The sequence below is a fragment of the Prolixibacteraceae bacterium genome (assembly GCA_019856515.1).
In the GTDB taxonomy this organism is placed as follows: Bacteria; Bacteroidota; Bacteroidia; order Bacteroidales; family Prolixibacteraceae; genus Halosquirtibacter; species Halosquirtibacter xylanolyticus.
In genome coordinates, this window is the sequence record CP082230.1 from 3,449,625 (window position 1) to 3,469,494 (window position 19,870).

General features: G+C 33.7%; 18 protein-coding genes. 9 read left to right on the forward strand and 9 right to left on the reverse strand.

Annotated elements, in window-relative coordinates:
- The first annotated feature begins 189 nt into the window (after positions 1–189).
- The 5 genes from nadA to ltrA all read left to right on the forward strand — a co-directional run bounded on the left by nadA (position 190) and on the right by ltrA (position 7,070).
- Positions 190–1,182 carry a quinolinate synthase NadA gene (nadA, locus tag K5X82_12640; protein ID QZT36127.1) on the forward strand — a complete coding sequence of 331 codons (993 nt, stop codon included), beginning with the start codon at positions 190–192 and terminating at the stop codon, positions 1,180–1,182.
- A 124-nt stretch (positions 1,183–1,306) separates the two neighbouring features.
- Entirely contained in the window at positions 1,307–2,608 is a 1,302-nt protein-coding gene (locus tag K5X82_12645; GenBank protein QZT36128.1) for a hypothetical protein, read from the forward strand.
- 480 nt (positions 2,609–3,088) lie between these two features.
- The gene (locus tag K5X82_12650; GenBank protein ID QZT36129.1) at positions 3,089–3,379 is read left to right on the forward strand and encodes a hypothetical protein; all 291 of its coding nucleotides are present in this window, start codon (positions 3,089–3,091) and stop codon (positions 3,377–3,379) included.
- A 92-nt stretch (positions 3,380–3,471) separates the two neighbouring features.
- On the forward strand, positions 3,472–4,920 hold the full coding sequence (locus K5X82_12655; GenBank protein QZT36130.1) for a transposase: 1,449 nt from the start codon (positions 3,472–3,474) through the stop codon (positions 4,918–4,920).
- Positions 4,921–5,786: 866 nt separating this feature from the next.
- Positions 5,787–7,070 carry a group II intron reverse transcriptase/maturase gene (gene ltrA, locus K5X82_12660; protein QZT36131.1) on the forward strand — a complete coding sequence of 428 codons (1,284 nt, stop codon included), beginning with the start codon at positions 5,787–5,789 and terminating at the stop codon, positions 7,068–7,070.
- Positions 7,071–7,174: 104 nt separating this feature from the next.
- Here the strand turns inward: ltrA and K5X82_12665 are convergent, their stop codons facing one another.
- Positions 7,175–8,188: a branched-chain amino acid aminotransferase gene (locus K5X82_12665; GenBank protein QZT36132.1), complete on the reverse strand. Its 1,014-nt coding sequence runs from the start codon at positions 8,186–8,188 to the stop codon at positions 7,175–7,177.
- 269 nt (positions 8,189–8,457) lie between these two features.
- Here K5X82_12665 and K5X82_12670 point away from each other — a divergent pair, with 269 nt between their 5' ends.
- Positions 8,458–8,874: an SPOR domain-containing protein gene (locus tag K5X82_12670; GenBank protein ID QZT36133.1), complete on the forward strand. Its 417-nt coding sequence runs from the start codon at positions 8,458–8,460 to the stop codon at positions 8,872–8,874.
- Between the two features lie 55 nt (positions 8,875–8,929).
- Here the strand turns inward: K5X82_12670 and frr are convergent, their stop codons facing one another.
- Positions 8,930–9,496, reverse strand: coding sequence for a ribosome recycling factor (gene frr, locus K5X82_12675; protein QZT36134.1), 567 nt, complete (start codon positions 9,494–9,496; stop codon positions 8,930–8,932).
- A gap of 83 nt (positions 9,497–9,579) precedes the next feature.
- On the reverse strand, positions 9,580–10,293 hold the full coding sequence (gene pyrH / locus K5X82_12680; GenBank protein ID QZT36135.1) for a UMP kinase: 714 nt from the start codon (positions 10,291–10,293) through the stop codon (positions 9,580–9,582).
- Between the two features lie 317 nt (positions 10,294–10,610).
- On the opposite strand from pyrH, the gene K5X82_12685 reads away from it, so the two are divergent.
- The 3 genes from K5X82_12685 (at position 10,611) to K5X82_12695 (ending at position 13,650) form a co-directional block, all read left to right on the forward strand.
- The gene (locus K5X82_12685; protein ID QZT36136.1) at positions 10,611–11,402 is read left to right on the forward strand and encodes a glycosyltransferase family 2 protein; all 792 of its coding nucleotides are present in this window, start codon (positions 10,611–10,613) and stop codon (positions 11,400–11,402) included.
- Between the two features lie 158 nt (positions 11,403–11,560).
- A complete protein-coding gene (locus K5X82_12690; GenBank protein ID QZT36137.1) occupies positions 11,561–12,667 on the forward strand; it encodes a glycosyltransferase family 4 protein in 1,107 nt (368 codons plus the stop codon).
- Between the two features lie 50 nt (positions 12,668–12,717).
- Positions 12,718–13,650 (forward strand): glycosyltransferase, encoded by a 933-nt coding sequence (locus tag K5X82_12695; protein QZT36138.1) that lies wholly within the window; start codon positions 12,718–12,720, stop codon positions 13,648–13,650.
- Here K5X82_12695 and K5X82_12700 read toward each other — a convergent pair.
- The 6 genes from K5X82_12700 to rfbH all read right to left on the reverse strand — a co-directional run bounded on the left by K5X82_12700 (position 13,647) and on the right by rfbH (position 19,847).
- Positions 13,647–14,699 (reverse strand): glycosyltransferase, encoded by a 1,053-nt coding sequence (locus tag K5X82_12700; GenBank protein ID QZT36139.1) that lies wholly within the window; start codon positions 14,697–14,699, stop codon positions 13,647–13,649. The genes K5X82_12695 and K5X82_12700 overlap by 4 nt on opposite strands.
- Before the next feature lie 472 nt (positions 14,700–15,171).
- On the reverse strand, positions 15,172–16,059 hold the full coding sequence (locus K5X82_12705; GenBank protein ID QZT36140.1) for an NAD-dependent epimerase/dehydratase family protein: 888 nt from the start codon (positions 16,057–16,059) through the stop codon (positions 15,172–15,174).
- Entirely contained in the window at positions 16,056–16,598 is a 543-nt protein-coding gene (rfbC, locus tag K5X82_12710) for a dTDP-4-dehydrorhamnose 3,5-epimerase (GenBank protein QZT36141.1), read from the reverse strand. The genes K5X82_12705 and rfbC overlap by 4 nt, the downstream gene beginning before the upstream one ends.
- The gene (gene rfbG / locus K5X82_12715) at positions 16,595–17,659 is read right to left on the reverse strand and encodes a CDP-glucose 4,6-dehydratase (GenBank protein QZT36142.1); all 1,065 of its coding nucleotides are present in this window, start codon (positions 17,657–17,659) and stop codon (positions 16,595–16,597) included. The genes rfbC and rfbG overlap by 4 nt, the downstream gene beginning before the upstream one ends.
- A 63-nt stretch (positions 17,660–17,722) precedes the next feature.
- On the reverse strand, positions 17,723–18,496 hold the full coding sequence (rfbF, locus tag K5X82_12720; GenBank protein QZT36143.1) for a glucose-1-phosphate cytidylyltransferase: 774 nt from the start codon (positions 18,494–18,496) through the stop codon (positions 17,723–17,725).
- 25 nt (positions 18,497–18,521) lie between these two features.
- Positions 18,522–19,847 carry a lipopolysaccharide biosynthesis protein RfbH gene (rfbH, locus tag K5X82_12725; GenBank protein ID QZT36144.1) on the reverse strand — a complete coding sequence of 442 codons (1,326 nt, stop codon included), beginning with the start codon at positions 19,845–19,847 and terminating at the stop codon, positions 18,522–18,524.
- Positions 19,848–19,870 lie beyond the last annotated feature (23 nt).

A 19,870-nucleotide genomic window follows, 5' to 3' on the forward strand; every position in this document is an offset into this window, starting at 1 on the left:
GGGTAAAGAAGGGGTGAGATATTAGATGTTGTGGGCTTCATTAAGATATAAAGAGCAATGTAGCATGCTTAAGATATAAAGGTTTGTAGGTTATTCTTATAGAGTTACAAAAAGGTTTCTTATTTTTGGAGCCCGTATCATCCTTTGAAAAAAGGACAAAAATGAAATATTAACACATTCAATAATAGTATGGAACCCATACAGATTAAAGAGATGTTAGATGAGAAAGGGTATATTGATATGCCAATCTCAAATGAAGAGGACATCGTTAGCCAAATAGAGAAATTAAAAAAGGAGAAGAATGCAGTGATTTTAGGTCACTTCTATATCTCTCCTGAACTACAGGATATTTCAGACTTCTTAGGTGATAGTTTGGCTTTAGCAAGAAAAGCTCAAGAAACAGAAGCAGATATTATTGTATTTTTAGGCGTTCACTTTATGGGTGAAACTGCTAAAATATTAAACCCTTCTAAAAAGGTGATTATACCAGATTTAAATGCTGGTTGTTCATTGGCTGAATCTGCTCCTAAAGATGCTTTTGCTGCTTTCAAGGCAAAATATCCAGATCATAAAGTTATATCATATATAAATTGCACTGCCGATATTAAGACCCTTACTGATGTTGTTGTAACATCGTCAAATGCAAGACAGATTGTCGATTCTTTTCCAGAAGATGCAAAGTTGATTTTTGCTCCAGATAAAAATCTAGGTAATTATATGAACTCTGTTACAGGTCGTGATATGATCTTATGGGATGGTGCTTGTATGGTACATGAGAAGTATTCTTTGGAGAAAATCATTAAGTTGATGGACGAAAATAAAGATGCTAAATTCATTGCACACCCTGAATGTGAACAACCAGTTTTGTTGGTCGCTGATTTTGTGGGGTCGACAACAGCTTTACTTAACTACGTGAAAGAGAGTAATAATAAGAAATTTATTATTGCTACGGAAAGTGGAATACTACATCAGATGAGTAAAGAGTGTCCTGATAAGATACTTATTCCAGCACCATCAATTGATTCAACTTGTGGTTGTAATGACTGTACATTCATGAAACTAAATACTTTACCTAAGTTATACAATGCTCTAAAGTATGAGTTGCCTGAAATTATATTGTCAGAAGAGACTATTGAACAAGCGAAGTCTCCAATCTTAAGAATGTTGGAGTTATCTAAGTGATGTTCAAGAAAATAAAATAAATATCAATAATCTCTGTTACAATTGTGGCAGGGATTTTGTATTTTAACGACTTGATATTTCGATCATCATTGATCTATATGGAAACGACATGAATAAATTTGATATGAAAAAAATATTTAAATCCTTAAGCTTTCTTCTTCTCATCTCATCCTTAATTATCAGTGGATGTAAAAAGAGTAGTGATGACAATACAAGCACTACAACACCAACTGAGCCAGAAGTGCCTGGGACATATTACGGTTCGGTTACTATTAGTGGTTCTGATGCAGATGAGATCTTAAAGAAGTTTGCAGATGAGAAATATGATCGAATTAGTGGATCTCTTTCAATTACTTATGCACATGAGAACTTGTCTAGTTTAAGTACTGTTAGAGAAGTTACTGGAACTATTAGGATACAGTCAATAGATCTACCATCTGTTAATTTTATTCCAAAGTTAGATCAAGTTGGAGGTAGTGTTATATTGAGTGATCTGTCAAAGATCACAACACTATCAGGATTCTCATTGCTTGACAGTATTAGTGGTGGTCTTTCGATTAAGGATTGTCCCGAAATAGAGACATTAGAAGGTTTAGATGATTTATTATACCTTAAAGGAAGTCTATCTTTAGATAACTTGGCTAAATTGAATAGTACGACTAACCTTGCAAAGTTAAAAGCATTATATGGTTCTCTTATAGTTAATAACTGTAATGCTATTGAATCTCTTAATGGAACTGTTCTTATTGATTCTATTCCTGGGAATGTTGAATTGCGTAATTGTGCAAAGCTGAATAATTTCAATGGATTAGACAATGTAAAGTATCTAAGTGGTAAGGTGGAAGTTAAAAACCTCTCATCTTTGGTTAGTTTATCTCTTCTTCCAAAATTAGATACATTAAGAAAAAGTGTACTGATTTCAAATTGTAATATGCTTGAAACTGTTGGAGGTTTTGGTAGTGTTGAAGAGATCAAAGAGGGCCTTCATTTTCAAAACTGTCCAACTCTAACTACGATTGCAGGTTTTGCTAAACTAGATTCAATAGGAGGAACTTTATCTTCTCAATATTGTGATCATTTAGGTGATTTTAAAGGTCTATCTAATTTACGTTTAATAAAAGGAAATCTAGAGTTAATTGGATCTTCAGAGATGTCTGCATTAACTGGATTTGGTGATCCTCTTCGTATTAATGGAAAGTTGAATATCCGTGAAAACATGAAGTTAAATTCACTAGGAGATGAATCAAGCCGAACTGGACTTGGTGCCATTAGAGAGCTACATGGTGGTCTTGATATTTATTATAATAAGGCTCTAACGACCTATTGTCCATTAAAAAATATTACGACATTAGAGGGGGCATTCCAATGTTATGGCAATGGTACTGATCTTAACTCTATCGAAGAAATAAAGAACGCTTGTAATTAGTTGATTATATAGCAAAAAAGAGTCATACTGTACAAACAGTATGACTCTTTTTTTGGTGTGCCATGCATGTAAATTAACTAATCGGTGCAAGTCCGTAGTGGAGGTTTGTAGAGCCAACCACCTAGCAGAAGGCAAGGGTGCTTATCGTGAGGTATAACCTGAAGGAAGCCGTATGCAAAACTCTGATCCGAGGTATACGAATCGCATTAGGCGGTATATAACTGGATAAGCTTGCACGACAAAGTGAAGTCCGAATTCTACACGGAGTTTATACCGTAGATGTGGCGGATAGATGGAGTGAAAGTTAATTTCCTTACCATGGGAGGTCTCACAGATGGATACAGTGTATTTTTTTTCCTGTCCATTCACAAAAAGTTAACTGTGAGAAGTCAGCCGAGGTCATAGTACTGTATCCACTTTACAGGAAGGACTGAATCTTAAATTGTTCATAATACAGACTGTTACCTAATGAAGGGATCAATGCAGAAAATATCGGAAGATAGCTACTTGAGTGAAGGTAGAGCGGAACTCGATAATAACTCAAGAGCGCACACTTTCAATGGGATAACTGAAGCCATTATGAAAACGACCATTACAACAGATAATTTATTAGAACGAGTCCTAGAATCAGATAACCTAAATAAGGCTTATTTACAGGTTTATCGAAATAAAGGGAGTCATGGAGTTGATGAGATGCAGGTGGAATCCTTAAAAGATTATCTCAGATTTCATCGAAAAGTTTTAATAACTGATGTTTCCCATGTAGGCTAACATCTTGATTTACAGCATAAAAAGAAGCATGTTTATTTTGATAATTCATTAATTATCAGTAAATTAATGTTGTTCCAATAACCAAATAAATCATGCTTCAGAATAAAAGTACAAAAGTTTTTTCAGAGACACAGAGTTTTTTCAGTTCAAGTGAAAAAGGAATTAATCGAATTATTAGCCTTTACAAGTTACTCAACTTAAGACAACTGAAATTAGGAAATAAAGAGTTGCCTCAGTCTACTTACTTCAAAGGTGACATACTATTAGGCTTACTACTTTTCCCAATTTTCTCTATCCCTAATATTTATAGCTACAGTAAGCATTATCTATCAGAGATGTTAGAAGCACAAAAGAATACATTCTATCGATTTAAAAATAACAGCCAGATAGATTGGCGTACTATAGTTTCATCATGTAATAATAAACTCTTTGGTCAAATAGCCAAAAACTCTCACTCTGATGACTGTAATCAAGCAGAAAGATGCTTAATTATTGACGATACTGATTTTGAGAAGTCTACCTACAAAACTGAACATGTTAGTAAAATATGGTCGCATGTAACCCATCGTTATATATTTGGTTTTAAAGGATTATTTCTAGGTTTATGGGATGGCAAAAGCTATTTTACATTGGACTTCTCTCTACATAAAGAAAGAGGGAAGAATAAAAAGACTCCATTTGGACTCACTGCCAAACAACGTAAAAAACAGTTCTCAAAGAAACGATCAACAAAGAGTAATGGGTTTAACCGAGAGAAAGAACTCGTTATTGATAAAATAACGATGGCAAAAGAGATGATGGTAAATGCTATTAAACAAGGAATTACAGTAGACTACATACTTATGGACAGTTGGTTCTTCTGTGATTCAATATTAAAAACTGTGATCTCTAATGGTATGCATCTTGTTGCAATGGCTAAGATGTCTAGTGCTAAATATTCTTTCAAAGACAAAGAATATAGCACCAAAGAACTTGCTCTCTTACTTAAACAGCGAAAGAGAGTAAAATGGGTAAAGTCACTTAGTCTATATTGTGCAGAAGTCACAGTGAAATATAAAGGTACAGATGTAAAACTATTCTTTTGCAAGAACAGTAAGCGAGGGAAATGGCATTTATTGGTATCTTCAAATACAAAGCTGAGCATAGAGAAAGCTTATCAGATATATAGTATTAGATGGAGTATTGAGGTCTTTTTTAAGGAATCAAAGAACTATTTTGGTTTAGGAAAATCTCAATCGAGTGATTTTGATGCTCAAATAGCAGATCTATCTGTAGCTATTATTGAGTTTAACGTTTTTAGTTTAGCAAAAAGGTTCGAGGCATATGAGACGCTAGGTGGAATCTTTGCTCATGTAAAAGATCAAGGAATGGAACTTGTAATAGTACAACGAATTTGGGGTTTTATCCTCGAATTGATGAGAACTCTCGCAGAAATCATCGATAGTGATTTTAATGAATTGATAATCAGTGTACTTAAAAATAAACCCGAAAATAATAAATTCTTTAGGCTCATTGAATCAATGGTTTATGAACCTGAATAAAGACATGGGAAACATCAGTTAATAACAGAACTACGAAAAGGTAAGTGTTAACCCGATGGCGAATTATCATTATTTCATGCGGCATATTTGATCGGAGTTTTGAAGAGCAAAGCGTATGAATATGCTAATACGAGGAAAAAGTATTGGCGCATTTCATTTCAAAGAGTCCAATTCTACAAACGACTATAACGAATAAGAATTTGGAGAAGGCAGGCTATATTACGCTAAGTGATTATTATCAGAAAGTAAAGTCGTGATTTAGGGAGTCGCCGTATACGAGACCCGTACGTACGGTGGTGTGGGAGGTGTACTGGAAGATTAAATATCTTCCAGCCATCTACCCGATTGTGTGCCATGCATGGAAATTAACTAATCGGTGTAAGTCCGTAGTGGAGGTTTGTAGAGCCAACCACCTAGCAGAAGGCAAGGGTGCTTATCGTGAGGTATAACCTGAAGGAAGCCGTATGCAAAACTCTGATCCGAGGTATACGAATCGCATTAGGCGGTATATAACTGGATAAGCTTGCACAACAAAGTAAAGTCCGAATTCTACACGGAGTTTATACCGTAGATGTGGCGGATAGATGGAGTGAAAGTTAATTTCCTTACCATGGGAGGTCTCGCAGATGGATACAATGTATTTCCCTGTCCATTCATAAAAAGTTAACTGTGAGAAGTCAGCCGAGGTCATAGTACTGTAGCCACTTTACAGGAAGGACTGAATCTTAAATTGTTCATAATACAGACTGTTACCTAATGAAAGGATCAATGCAGAAAATATCGGAAGATAGCTACTTAAGTGAAGGTAGAGCGGAACTCGAGAATAACTCAAGAGCGCACACTTTCAAGGGATAACTGAAGGCATTATGGAAACGAACATTACAACAGATAATTTATTAGAACGTGTCCTAGAATCAGGTAACCTAAATAAGGCTTATTTACAGGTTTATCGTAATAAAGGGAGTCATGGAGTTGATGAGATGCAAGTGGAATCCTTAAAAGATTATCTCAGACTTCATCGAGAAGTTTTAATAGCAGAACTACGAGAAGGGAAGTACCTTCCCAATCCTGTACGACGAGTCGAAATACCCAAAGAACCAGGTAAAACACGCCCTTTAGGTATTCCTACTGTCGTGGATCGAGTTATTCAACAAGCCATTTCACAAGTTCTTAGTCCTATTTATGAGGAACAGTTTTCCAATTATAGCTTTGGATTCCGTCCGAATAAAGGAGCACATACAGCTATTATAGCCTGTAGCCAAACGATCACATCAGGTTATCATTATGCTATCGATATGGATATGGAAAGATTTTTCGATACCGTAAATCATAGCAAGTTGATAGAGATCTTATCACGAACGATAAAAGATGGTCGATTAGTTTCCTTAATCCATAAATATCTAAGAGCCGGAGTTGTTGTTGAAGAGCAGTTTCAAGAAACAGAAACAGGAGTTCCTCAAGGAGGACCATTAAGTCCATTGCTAAGCAACATTATGCTGAATGAATTAGACCATGAACTCACAAGACGAGGTCATGAGTTTGTTCGTTATGCAGATGATATTGTCATCTTATGTAAAAGCAAGCGAGGAGCTACACGCACGATGAATTCTACAATTCGTTTTATAGAAGATACTCTATTCTTAAAAGTGAATCGAGATAAAACAGAAGTGGTGCGCTACAATCAGATTAAGTTTCTTGGCTACAGTTTTTACAAAACAAAAGGTGTCGTTCGTTTTCGATTGTCGAAAAAGACACAACGGAAAGTGAAGCGCTCTTTGGAAGGAATTGTAGCACGGAATAATAGTATTGGTCACGATGAAATCAAATCCAAGCTTAAAAGCTATATTCAAGGATGGGTAACCTATTATCGATTGGCAGATATGAAATCATTTCTGAAACAAGTAGATGAATGGCTAAGACGACGTATCCGTATGGTAATATGGAAATGTTGGAAAAGAGTAAGAACGAAGATGAAGAATTTAATGAAACTCGGAGTTTCGAAGAACAAAGCGTATGAATATGTAAATACGAGGAAAAAGTATTGGCGCATTTCAAAGAGTCCAATTCTACAAACGACTATAACGAATAAGAATTTGGAGAAGGCAGGCTATATTACGCTAAGTGATTATTATCAGAAAGTAAAGTCGTGATTTAGGGAGTCGCCGTATACGAGACCCGTACGTACGGTGGTGTGGGAGGTGTACTGGAAGATAAAATATCTTCCAGCCATCTACCCGATTGCTGGAGATATTGATTATTCAATAATATCAATCCATCCGTGCTTATCTTCTACTGTACCATACTGGATGCCTCGTAGTGTTTCGTAAAGCTTTGTACTTACTTTACCTGCATCGGTACCATAGTTATATTCTTTATTCTCTTCGATATCAACAATACGTTTAATCGGAGAAATTACTGCAGCAGTACCACAGGCGCCTACTTCGTCAAAATTTGCTAGCTCTTCTTCCTCTATAGGACGTACTTCTACTTCCATGCCTAAGTCTGTAGCAATTTGTCTCAAGCTTTTATTTGTAATAGACTCTAATATTGAAGTTGAGCGAGGAGTAATGTATCTGTTTCCTTCAATTGCAAAGAAGTTTGCAGGACCACATTCATCAATATATTTCTTCTCTTTAGCATCTAAATACAATACTGCCGAGAATCCTTCTTCATGAGCTCTTTCACCAGCAGCCATACTTGCAGCATAATTTCCACCAACCTTAAACTTACCTGTTCCATGCGGTGCTGCACGATCGTATTCGCGATAGATCGCAAGATCAGTAGGTTTAAAACCTTCTTTGAAGTATGGTCCAACAGGCATTACAAATACGATGAAAAGATATTCATCTGCCGGTTTTACACCTACCTGTGCACCCGTTCCGATTAAAAGAGGTCTAATATATAGTGATGCACCACTTTCGTATGGAGGAATAAAATGTTCATTAAGTTTAATTGCTTTTTTGACAGCATTACAGAAAATGTCTTCAGGAATGGGTTGCATACGTATACCTTCTGCAGATTCAGACATGCGTTTCGCATTATCCTTCATTCTGAAAACACGTATCTTACCATCCTTACCCTTAAATGCTTTTAAGCCTTCGAAACATTCTTGACCGTAGTGAAGACAAGTTGCACCCATGTGCATGGTTATTTCTTCAGAAGTATGTGTTTCTAATTGTCCCCACTTGCCATCTTTAAAATAGCAGCGTACATTATTATCGGTTTTAGAGTAACCAAACCCGAGATTCTTCCAGTCTTTAGTTTCCATCTCTATCGTTTAAGATTGTTATCAATAAAGAAGCCTTCTTTTGATTTAAGGCATCGTGTGTCGTTTAATATCGTTAGCATAAGATGAAAGAGAGGATCTTATGCCATATTTTAGAAGGAATTTTTGTTAATATCCTTATGAAATCAAAGGTACAAATAGTAAAAGTAAAATATACTAACAAATAAGCATATAAATCTCAAAGAAAATAGATAAATTTACTCTTTGGTATATAGTGAATTAATATTAGGATCAATCTAAAAAAAACTTTTATGAAACACACATTTTGGACCATGGTATTGATTGGATTTGCTTTTACGTCATGTCATAGTCTAAAAAAAGCTTCTTCAGAAGAGACTCAAACGGTAAGTACAAAAGCAAAAGCAATTCCACTAACGGTTAAAGAAGAGAAAGTCGTGGCAGCAAAAGGAGAGGATTCTTCTGTTGGCAACTTTAAATATTATATTATTTGGGGAAGTTTCCAACATCAGGAAAATGCTCTAAAATTAAAGAAGCAGTTAATCGACGAATACCAAACACAGGCTTTTATTCTAGTCAATGAAGAAGGTTGGTTTCGTGTCTGTTTCGAGAGTTATAATAAAGAGAAAAGCGCACGAGCACGTATTCAAGAGTTACGAGACAAATATCCTAATTTTGAGACAATGTGGTTGTTGATTAATAAGATGTAAGTAAAAATCCCAAAGCAAAATAGATGCTTTGGGATTTTTAATAGACTATCAAATCTTAAACTGTAAGAATATCAACTTCTTTAGCTTTTAGTTGTTCATCTACTTTCTTGATGTATTTATCAGTAAGCACCTGTACATCTCCTAACGAATTCTTCTCTTGGTCTTCAGAAATCTCTGTTGCTTTTAACATCTTCTTGAAAGTGTCGTTCGCATCTTTACGTGCACCACGTATCGCGATCTTAGCATTTTCTCCAGCAGTATTAGCATCTTTAACAAGCCCTTTACGACGTTCTTCAGTCAATGGTGGCACATTAAGACGAATAATCTCCCCATTATTATCAGGATTTAGCCCAAGATTAGAGTTTATTAGAGCCTTTTCGATATCTGGAATAAGTTGCTTCTCCCATGGCTGTACTGCAATTGTACGTGCATCAGGAGTATTGACATTTGCAACTTGAGATAGAGGGGTTGGAGCCCCATAGTACTCGACCATTACACCATCTAACATGCGAGGACTTGCTTTACCTGCACGAATACTTGCTAGTTCTTTATCAAGATGCTCAATCGTGTTGTCCATCTTTTCTTGAACCATATCTAAAATCATTTGTAACTCTTCATTCATTGCTTAGGAGTTTTTATGGTTGTTTTATCTATTTTATCAGAATAACTCAATCTATCCATATTTGTTCTTCAAATATAGTGAGATTAGTTATTATACACATATGTTCCAATATTTTCTCCATCGATAACCTTTACAAGGTTGCCAATTGTATCCATATCAAAAACAATAACAGGTAAATTATTTTCTTTACACATGGCTGTTGCTGTAAGGTCCATAATTTTTAACCCCTGACTGTATATCTCATCAAAAGTAATTTGATCATATTTTGTAGCTGTAGGATCTTTCTCCGGATCTGCTGTATATATTCCGTCCACTCTTGTTCCTTTAAGCATCACATCTGCTTCAACTTCTATTCCCCGAAGGCTTGAACCTGTATCTGTTGTGAAATAAGGATTCCCTGTTCCTCCAGATAATATAACAACCTTACCTGATTCAAGACTTTCAATGGCTTTATCTTTGGAGTAATACTCTCCAACTGGTTCCATTCTTATTGCTGTTAATACTCTATTGGCAACACCATTGTTCTTTAGTGCAGATCCTAAAGCCAGACTATTAATCACTGTAGCAAGCATCCCCATTTGATCTCCTTTTACACGATCAAATCCTTGAGTGGACCCACTAAGCCCTCTAAAAATATTTCCTCCACCAATTACGATAGCTACTTGAACACCTTTCTCTACAATTTCTTTAATTTGTATTGCATAGTCATTAAGTCTTTGAGAATCGATACCATATTCTTGGTCCCCCATTAATGATTCTCCAGATAGTTTAAGTAGTACTCTTTTAAATTTTGCCATGATTATAGAAAAATGTTTTGCCAAAATTACGATAGATTAAGCATATACGAAAATTATATGATTATTCTGTTTAATTATTTTATGCTATTGATCGTTTTTGCGTTCATCATGATTCCGAAGATCGTTATTGGATCTAAATTATTTGTAAAACAAGTATCTTTGATTCTAAATAAATGTACGAATGTTGAAGTATTCTTAATTATGGATGAAATTAGGTATTAAATAATCTTCTTTTTATTAATTTTATTGAAAATATTAATGGGAATTTATCTTGTTATGAACACTACTATTATACAAAACAGAGGATTGATGTATCGATGATAAAAGCTGGTATCTCATTAATAATAACGACCTATAATTGGCCGAAGGCACTTGATGTTGTTCTAGAACGCTTGCTTGATCAGACTTTATTTCCTGATGAGGTTATCATAGCGGACGATGGCTCTACAAGTGAAACCAAGGAGCTAATAGATCTGTGGCGTGGTAAACTGCCTTTTCCAATTATCCATTCTTGGATTGAGGATGATGGTTTTAGGGCTGCAATGAGCCGAAATATGGCAATTGAAAAAAGCAAGTATAATTATATTATTTTTATTGATGGAGACATTCTTATTCGAAATCATTTCATTGAAGATCATCGAAAGTATAGACAGGATGGTTATTTTATCTCAGGATCTAGGGCTCGTTTGTCTAAAAGTTTAACATCTAAAATTCTAAATAAAGAAATAAAGCGTGAGAATTTCTTCACGAAGGGTGTTGGGCGAAGATTAACATTCATACGATGGCCTTTTTACCATCGCATGTTCCCAGGAATACTAAATCATTATAGAAAGGTGAGAAGTTGTCATCTTTCAGTTTGGCGAGAAGATTTGATAGATGTAGATGGTTTTGATGAATCATTTGAGGGTTGGGGCTTAGAAGATTCAGATCTAGTTGTACGTTTGATGAATAATGGTGTCAAAAGAAAAAACATTCATTTATTAGCGTCATGCTCTCATATTTATCATGAACAGAAAGAAAATGATCGCTTTGCTGAGAATGAAGAGTATTTAAAAGGTGCAATAGGTGAAAAATATATTTGTGCAAGGAAAGGAATTTCTACTCATTAATTTCAATAATAATTTAGGTTTAATCTTGAAGTTTATATTTTTCAGAGAATTCTTTTTAGTATTATGATTTTATCTTTCTCAAAAATATTAATGTATCTTTGGTTCAAAGAGTGAGATCATTTCGATAATTAAGGATTAAATTAAGGAATAATAGTTTGATGAAGATATTACATTTCTCAGATTCTAAAGTTTGGGGGGGCAGCGAGGAACAACTCTTCTACCTATTAAAAAATGATTGTTCATGTGAACACATATTGGTCTGCTTAGATGAAACACCTTCTTCGATACGAAAGAAGGATTTATCTTGTCGTGTAATATGTTTGAAAAAAAGAAAGAAATATCATTTTCAGATATTACGTGATTATATTGATGTGTTGAAAAATGAAGAACCTGATATTATACATATACATACTAGAGTTGGGCTTACGCTGCACTATGTTTTATCTAAGTTCTTCCATTTAAAAGCCCCAATTGTATTTAGTAAGAAAAATCTAGGGGTAAATTCTGCATATATTAAGAGAAAGAAATATAATTCTGATATCATAAAAAGATATATTTGTATTTCAAATGCAGTGAAAGATGATTTGGTCTCTATTTTAACAGAAGATAATAGAAAAAATGTCACTGTTATTTATGATGGTATTCCTACAGATAAAATAGGAAATAGTAATCTACCTTCACTAAAAAAACACTATAGCCTTCCTTCTGATGCTTTTATTGTTGGTAATATTGCAAATCACACTAGAGCCAAAGACTTGTTAACTCTAGTTGAAGTGGTCAATATTCTTGTAAATATAAATGGGTACAAGAATATTTTTGTAATCCAAGTAGGTGAAGACAATAAACTCACAGAACAGATGAAAAATAAGATTGAGGAATATGATATTTCCTCAAATCTCATACTTCATGGATTTCAAAAAAATGCAATACAACTTGTACCTCAGTTTGATCTATATACACTAACATCTGAGAGAGAAGGCCTCAGTGTTTCCATTCTTGAAGCATTAGCTCAAGGAAAGGCTGTTGTTGCAACAAATGCTGGGGGTATTCCTGAGGCTGTGAAGGACAATTATGTTGGATTATTGTCTCCTGTCAAAGATGCCCAATCATTAGCCAATAATATAACTAGATTATATGAAGATCGTGATTTACTAAGAACATTTGAAAGTAATGCAATACCATATGTAGAAGAGAATTTCTCATTATCGAAATATGTGAAAGATACTTGTCGAGTTTATCATGAGTTGTATGGTGAGTTTTATTAGAGAAGGGATATTTAGACGTAATTATAGACAAAAAGTAAATTAATAATCATATGTGTAACTCTATTTTATCAATAATCATACCCATTTATAATGTGGAAGACTTTATCGATAAATGTGTCAGGTCTGTAGTTTCTTCATCATCGAATAAATATGAAGTTATTTTGGTAAACGATGGTTCACCTGATAATTCTGCAATAATTGCAAAGAAATATGCTGAAAAGTATGATTTCGTGAAATTCGTAAATAAGAAAAATGGGGGATTATCTTCTGCAAGGAATGAAGGACTAAAGTTTGTAACGGGTAAATATATTTGGTTTGTAGATTCTGATGATTGGATTGAGGACGGAGCTATCGATAAATTGATCGAGTTAATTGAGAAAAATAATTCAATTGATATGTTTCACTTTTCTGCGGTTAGCTACTTCAATGAGAACCATATTGAATTTTTAAGACGTTCACCTCTTAAAAGAGAACAAATAAAGGCCGCTAATTTCTATAATAAGGAAATATACCAACCCAATGTTTGGTTAAATTTATATCGTACAGAATTGCTAAAAGAGCATGGTCTTATTTTTAACGAGGAGCTTAGTAATCATGAAGATGATTATTTCATGCAAGACTTCATTCAATGCGCAAATAATGTTATGCTGTTGCCTGAATCTCTTTATTATTATCGACAAGATAGTAGAAGTTTATCTACTGTTAATACTTGGAGCCGAGCGGAATCACTTTATTTATTATTAGATAAAACACATATTACCGCAAGGCTTAATCAAGATGAAAAATTCTTTCTTTGGTATACTTATTTTATTACAAAAGAATTTTATAAATGTGTTAAAGGGATTGATGATATTAATAGTCATAAAATTGATTTTATGAAATCTCATAAAATCCCATATTTAAAAAATCCCATTACTAAATGGAAATTAAAGAAATTTATAATAAATCACGTTCCATTGATATATTATAAATTCGTTCTTTAGGAATAAAGAACGAATTGTATACAGAATCTCGTAAATGCATTTAATCTTTGTAGCTTTTTTTGTATAGAGTCAAAAAAGATTACATGTATTGGCTTTGGTGCAATAATATATTTTAGTATTACTAGGTCTTTATAACTGATCTTTATACTCCTCCTTATTAATGTTTTGAACATACATTTGTTAAACTCAAATGGTTCAAAGTATTTAACCCTATTGTTTTGCTTTATTAATTCAATAATATTGGTTCTAAATAGAGCTTGTTTGTCTCTATCTTTAAATTTTGTTTTATCCCAAATTACATTACTTATAAAGTTAATATGAGGTATGTTATGAAATGGACTATTGTATAACATCATTGAATGTGAGACAATTGTGTTGTTAATCTGCTCTTTTCGTTTAATGTGCGTTATTTGTTTATTATGAACACGATAATGAAGTAGAACTTCATTAAGGTTTGCGATTTTTACATTCAACATCATTCTTGTCCACAAATCATAGTCTTGTGCAGATTTGTAATCTTCATTATAGAAGAATTTATTTTCAATCACCACAGACTTTCTTATCATAACAGATGGATGAGAGATACAGCATTTAAAGAATAGCTTTGTTTTAAGATCATCAGGTTCAGAAGGGAATATCTTGACATTATTCTTATCTCCAAATTTCTTTATTTGTGTTCCTAATACAGCTATTTCTTTATTTTGTTCTAAATATTTAACTTGTTTGGCAATACGCTGAGGTGAAGATATATCGTCTGCATCCATTCTTGCAATATAAGTTCCTTGAGATGCTTTTATTGCGATGTTCATACTTTTAGCTAATCCGAAATTAGTTGGATTATCAATTATCTGTATACGGTTGTCCTTGTGTTGAATTTCTTTGAGTAGATTGGTGTTAACCTTGTTCTGTATATTGTCATTAACTACGATTACCTCTAGGTTAGTGTAGGTTTGATTTAGTATTGAATTGATCGCTTTTCTTATCCACTCACTTTCTTCATTATAAACGGACATAATGATCGATACCAATAAAGAGTTAGTTTTTCTCATTTTAACACAACAATTTCTTTATGATTAAATAATCATTTCTATATAAAAATAGCAGCAGAACCTATGGAGTTATGTGATGATATTGCCCTATTTAAAAATTGAGAATAATCACTTATAATCGCAAAATTAAAGAATAACTTTCAATTCACAAGTATTAAACAATCTATTGATATCAAAAAGTTATTATTACATCCTCGTAGACTATATTAAATATGTGTGTCTACACCATTGTATGAGTCTTTAACAATTTAAAATAATATCCTCCAATTTGAAAACGTATTTTTTCATTTTGTGTAATAGATGCTTTTGGCTTACCATATATACATTAAATAACCTATGACTATTCATGTTTAATTTAGGAAGTCTTACAGTTGATGATTACGACGTAATTAATAATTATTTTCTCTAAGTGGAAAATAGATTTTAATAACACCTCTAGTCAATAATTGAATGTACGCTTAAGAATGCGTAATTAGTCTGATTGATGTAAGAGCTTTAATCCTTCAGCCAGGCTTATTTTTGATTCCCAGTTTGGCATAATTTGTCCTACCGAAAAAGGATTCATTACTTCCCTTTTTCTATAAGCCCGTTTTCCCCAATTAATTTTTAGATTCTTCCCTGTTACTTGTTCAAAAAGATAAACCATTTCTTTCAAAGAATAATTAATATTACCTCTAACAGAATATATCGGATGTGTGGTGTTAGTTTTATCTAATAATGTTAATGCAACTTTATAAGCATAACAGACATCTGAAATATGTACAAAGTAAAGTCTCTGTTCTCCTTTAGACATATCTAATACCTTTTTACTATCAGAAAATTGATGAAGAAGATTTATTAATTTACCTCTGTTGTCATTTTCACCATAAGTGTCATAAAGAATAAGGTCAATGGCTTTAAAACCTTCTGCTTGTATATAGTATTCAAGTATATTGCTAAATGCATGTTTTGTTGCTGCATAAAGTGATACAGGGTTATATGTCTCTTGGTGATAGTACTGCCATGATGTCCCAGTGTTAATTATCTTTTTTACACCACACACTTTCATGGCTTCTAGTAATTGTGTTCCAAATAAAATATTACTAGTAATTAGATTGTCAATATCATCAGTTTTGTGTTCTGCAATAAAAAGTGAAGCAAGATGTAATACTGTATCAATATTCTTATCCTTAATACCTTTCTTTAGGCTTGTAATCGTACCATCATAAAGAATTGTATCTATTTTATCATTAATGTCCTTCAAATTATAAAAAGAAGAACTATCTCGTACAGTCACTGTAACAGAATAACCTTGGTCAATAAAGTAATGTGTTAAATTTGAGCCAACAAAACCTGTTGCACCAGTTATTAGTATTCTCATTTGAATGGGGATTTAAACATGTCTAAAGTTACGAAATTTAGATCTCTGTCAGAAATAATAGGATCTTCAATATGGTTCCATTCAAAACCAATAGAATTGTATTTAATGCCACAGTCAGATTCTGGGTTATATCCTGTTGATACATTATAAGTGCTAATTGTATTGTCCTCTAATGCAAGAAAGCCATGTGCAAACCCCTTAGGTATATATATAGATCGTTTGTTTCTGTCATTTAATTCAAAAAAGTCATATTTACCATATGTAGAAGAACTTTTCCTTAAATCGACCACTACGTCTAGAATAGATCCTGCTTGAACATTGACTAACTTGTAATGATCATGTGGAGGTAGTTGAAAATGCATCCCACGGATTGTATCTTTTTTTGAAATAGAGAAATATGATTCATTCCAAACCGTATTTAAATTATTCTCTTCAAAGGTTTTACTGTTGAATGTTTTTACAAACTCACCTCTTGAATCTAAGGCATGGAAGTTTTCTATTATGTATACTCCTTCTAAGGTTGTGTTGATGATTTTCATTTACTTAAAAAATAATGGATTTGATCTGCACAAATATTATAAACATTTTCTGTTTGATATCTCTTATACCAATCAACCGTTAGCTTAATTGTTTCATCAATATTTAGCTTTGGTTTCCATCCAAGTTTAAAGAATGTTTTAGATATGTCGAGAGATAAGAGTTTTGCCTCATGAGGATGATCAGAACTTGAAATATCAATAATTTGCCCACAGCCATATTCATTTACAATCTTAGTAGCAATATCCCAAACTGGGATTACAGACTCTAAGTGAGGTCCAAAATTCCATGGCTCATTAAAACTTCCGGGAGAATCCCACATTTTTTGTGCTAAAAGTAGATACCCAGATAGTGGCTCTAGCACATGCTCCCATGGTCTTATTGATTTAGGAGACCTTACTTCAATAGGTATATTACTTTCAATTGACCTTATACAGTCTGGAATAATTCGATCATTAGCCCAGTCTCCACCTCCAATTACATTCCCTGCTCTGACACTTGCGATTGTTTGTTTGTTAGATGAAGAGAAGAATGATCTTTGCCACGATTGTATCGCAATTTCACAGGCTCCTTTAGAACTTGAATAAGGATCAAAACCACCTAATGAATCAGTTTCCTTATATCCCCAGAGTTGCTCTTTATTTTCATAACATTTGTCTGTAGTTATAAGTACACTTGATTGAACACTTGGAGTTTGTCTAATTGCTTCCATAACATGAATTGTCCCCATTACATTGGTTTCATATGTCTCAATCGGAGACAAGTATGAATCTCGGACTAATGCTTGGGCTGCTAAATGAAAGACAATCTCTGGTTTGTATTTAGCAAAAACTGTATAAAGTTTCTCTTTATCTTTAATATCTCCTCTAATATCAATTATTTTAGAAGATATTGAAGCTAAACTAAAATTATCTTTATTACTTATTGGATCTAAACTATAACCAATCACTTCAGCACCTAGCTCAAGTAAGAATATAGACAACCATGACCCTTTGAATCCTGTGTGTCCAGTTACAAGGACTTTTTTGCCTTTGTAGAAGTTATTATAATGTTGTATTGTCATGTTTCTGACTAATAATGGTTATATCTATTGTTTTTAGATTATTACAATAGATTGGTATACTTACTACCACTGTTTCCATGGAGCATTTCCTTCGTCCCACAGTTTATTAAGTTCAATATTATCTCTGAGTATATCCATTGGCTTCCAAAATCCATGATGTCGATAAGCATACATTTCATTGTCCTCAGCTAGTTTCTCTAAAGGTTCTCTTTCAAATATTATATTGTCTCCCTCTTCAATGTAGTTTAGAACCTCAGGTTGACAAACAAAATAACCAGCATTAATCCAAGTGTTATCTCCTTTAGGTTTCTCTTGAAAAGAGTTTACGACACCACTATCACTGATCTCTAATGCGCCAAATTTACCTTGTGGCTTATAGGCTGTGACTGTAATTAGCTTGTTTTGTTGAAAATGTTGTTTAATAACATTTGATATATTAATGTCAGAAACCCCATCTCCATATGTTAGACAGAAAGGTTCATTTTGAATGAAATCTTTTACTTTTTTTATCCTAGATCCTGTCATCGTATGAAGTCCAGTATCTACAAGAGTTACTTTCCAATCCTCTGAATCAGAATTATGCACTTGCATTTGGTTGTTCTTAAGATCAAAAGTGACATCGGAATTATGTAAGTAATAGTTTGCAAACCATTCTTTGATAACATACCCTTTGTATCCACAACAAACGATAAATTCCTTTATTCCGTGAGCAGCATAAGATTTCATGATATGCCAAAGAATAGGTTTCCCTCCGATTTCAACCATTGGCTTAGGGATTAGGTGAGTCGATTCGCTCAGTCTTGTTCCAAATCCACCTGCTAAAATTACAGCTTTCATAATCTTGTATTTTGTGTTGTAATTATTACGCTAATCCCTTCTTTTGAAAAAAACGATTAAATGATGATTTCATATGATCCATCCTTTCGCTGTCAATACCAGGATATACTCCAATAAAAATCCCATTCTTCATTACATAATCAGTATTTTTCAATTCTCTTACAATTCTGTAGTTCACATCCTCATATGCGGGTTGTCTTGTTAAGTTTCCAGCAAATAACTGTCTTGTTAAGATTCCTTCATCTTCAAGATGTTCCACTATATCTAATCTGGAAAAATGTTCATTTTCAACAATAGAAAACATAAAGCCAAACCAACTGGGATCTGAATTAGGTGTTGCCTCAGGTAGAATTAGATATGATGAATACTGTTGTAGGTGATTCTTTAAAATTTTAAAATTTTGCTTTCTAGATTCAATGAATGAATCTAATTTGTCAAGCTGTGCAACCCCAACAGATGCTTGCATATCAGAAACTTTCAAATTGTATCCTATATGACTGTATACGTATTTATGATCATAGCCAGGAGGCAGTGTTCCAAATTGAAAATCAAAACGATGACCACAGGTATTGTCACTACCAGGTCCACAAAAACAATCACGTCCCCAATCTCTAAATGATAGTACGTTTCTATGAAGTGAACCACTTTTGGTTAGAACAGCTCCACCTTCTCCCATAGTGATATGATGAGCTGGATAGAAGCTAACCGTTGCAAGATCACCATAAGTTCCAACCATCTTACCATTATATGTAGATCCAACAGCATCACAGCAGTCTTCAATTAAGAAAAGATTATGTTTTCTACAAAAGGCAGATACTGTTTCTAGATCAAACGGATTCCCCAAAGTATGAGCAAGCATTACAGCACGAGTTTTGTCACTTAGAGCTTCTTCTAAATATGAGGTATCTATATTACATGTTGTGATTTCGATATCAACAAAAACAGGAATTAAACCATACTGTACAATTGGATTTACTGTCGTTGGAAAACCAGCTGCAACTGTTATTACTTCATCTCCTGGCTTTAATTGTTTTGCCTTCAGTTTAGGAGATGTAAGGGCTGAGAATGCTACTAGGTTTGCACTCGAACCTGAGTTAACTAAGGCACAGTACTTCTGTTGCATCTTGGTTGCAAAGCGTCTTTCAAATTCATCTGCATATCTTCCCGCCGTAAGCCAAAAGTCTAGAGATGAATCGACAAGGTTAACCATTTCTTTTTCATCGTATACTCTGCCTGCGAAACTTACTCTCGTTTTTCCAGGTATAAAAGACTCTTTCTCATCTTCAACTGCATTGTAGTACATCTCTACTTTCTCAAGTATCTCTTTGCGTAATTGCTCTATCTTATTCACAATAATTCTTTTTTGATTAATTT

Bases quoted from the DNA above. Each gene is read 5' to 3' on its own strand.
- K5X82_12650 (QZT36129.1), top strand. From the start codon at position 3,089: ATGCAGAAAATATCGGAAGATAGCTACTTGAGTGAAGGTAGAGCGGAA.
- frr (QZT36134.1), bottom strand. From the start codon at position 9,496: ATGAATGAAGAGTTACAAATGATTTTAGATATGGTTCAAGAAAAGATG.
- pyrH (QZT36135.1), bottom strand. From the start codon at position 10,293: ATGGCAAAATTTAAAAGAGTACTACTTAAACTATCTGGAGAATCATTA.
- K5X82_12695 (QZT36138.1), top strand. From the start codon at position 12,718: ATGTGTAACTCTATTTTATCAATAATCATACCCATTTATAATGTGGAA.
- K5X82_12645 (QZT36128.1), top strand. From the start codon at position 1,307: ATGAAAAAAATATTTAAATCCTTAAGCTTTCTTCTTCTCATCTCATCC.
- rfbF (QZT36143.1), bottom strand. From the start codon at position 18,496: ATGAAAGCTGTAATTTTAGCAGGTGGATTTGGAACAAGACTGAGCGAA.
- K5X82_12655 (QZT36130.1), top strand. From the start codon at position 3,472: ATGCTTCAGAATAAAAGTACAAAAGTTTTTTCAGAGACACAGAGTTTT.
- K5X82_12685 (QZT36136.1), top strand. From the start codon at position 10,611: ATGATAAAAGCTGGTATCTCATTAATAATAACGACCTATAATTGGCCG.
- nadA (QZT36127.1), top strand. From the start codon at position 190: ATGGAACCCATACAGATTAAAGAGATGTTAGATGAGAAAGGGTATATT.
- ltrA (QZT36131.1), top strand. From the start codon at position 5,787: ATGGAAACGAACATTACAACAGATAATTTATTAGAACGTGTCCTAGAA.
- rfbG (QZT36142.1), bottom strand. From the start codon at position 17,659: ATGACAATACAACATTATAATAACTTCTACAAAGGCAAAAAAGTCCTT.
- K5X82_12705 (QZT36140.1), bottom strand. From the start codon at position 16,059: ATGAGAATACTAATAACTGGTGCAACAGGTTTTGTTGGCTCAAATTTA.
- K5X82_12700 (QZT36139.1), bottom strand. From the start codon at position 14,699: ATGAGAAAAACTAACTCTTTATTGGTATCGATCATTATGTCCGTTTAT.
- K5X82_12690 (QZT36137.1), top strand. From the start codon at position 11,561: ATGAAGATATTACATTTCTCAGATTCTAAAGTTTGGGGGGGCAGCGAG.
- rfbC (QZT36141.1), bottom strand. From the start codon at position 16,598: ATGAAAATCATCAACACAACCTTAGAAGGAGTATACATAATAGAAAAC.
- K5X82_12670 (QZT36133.1), top strand. From the start codon at position 8,458: ATGAAACACACATTTTGGACCATGGTATTGATTGGATTTGCTTTTACG.
- K5X82_12665 (QZT36132.1), bottom strand. From the start codon at position 8,188: ATGGAAACTAAAGACTGGAAGAATCTCGGGTTTGGTTACTCTAAAACC.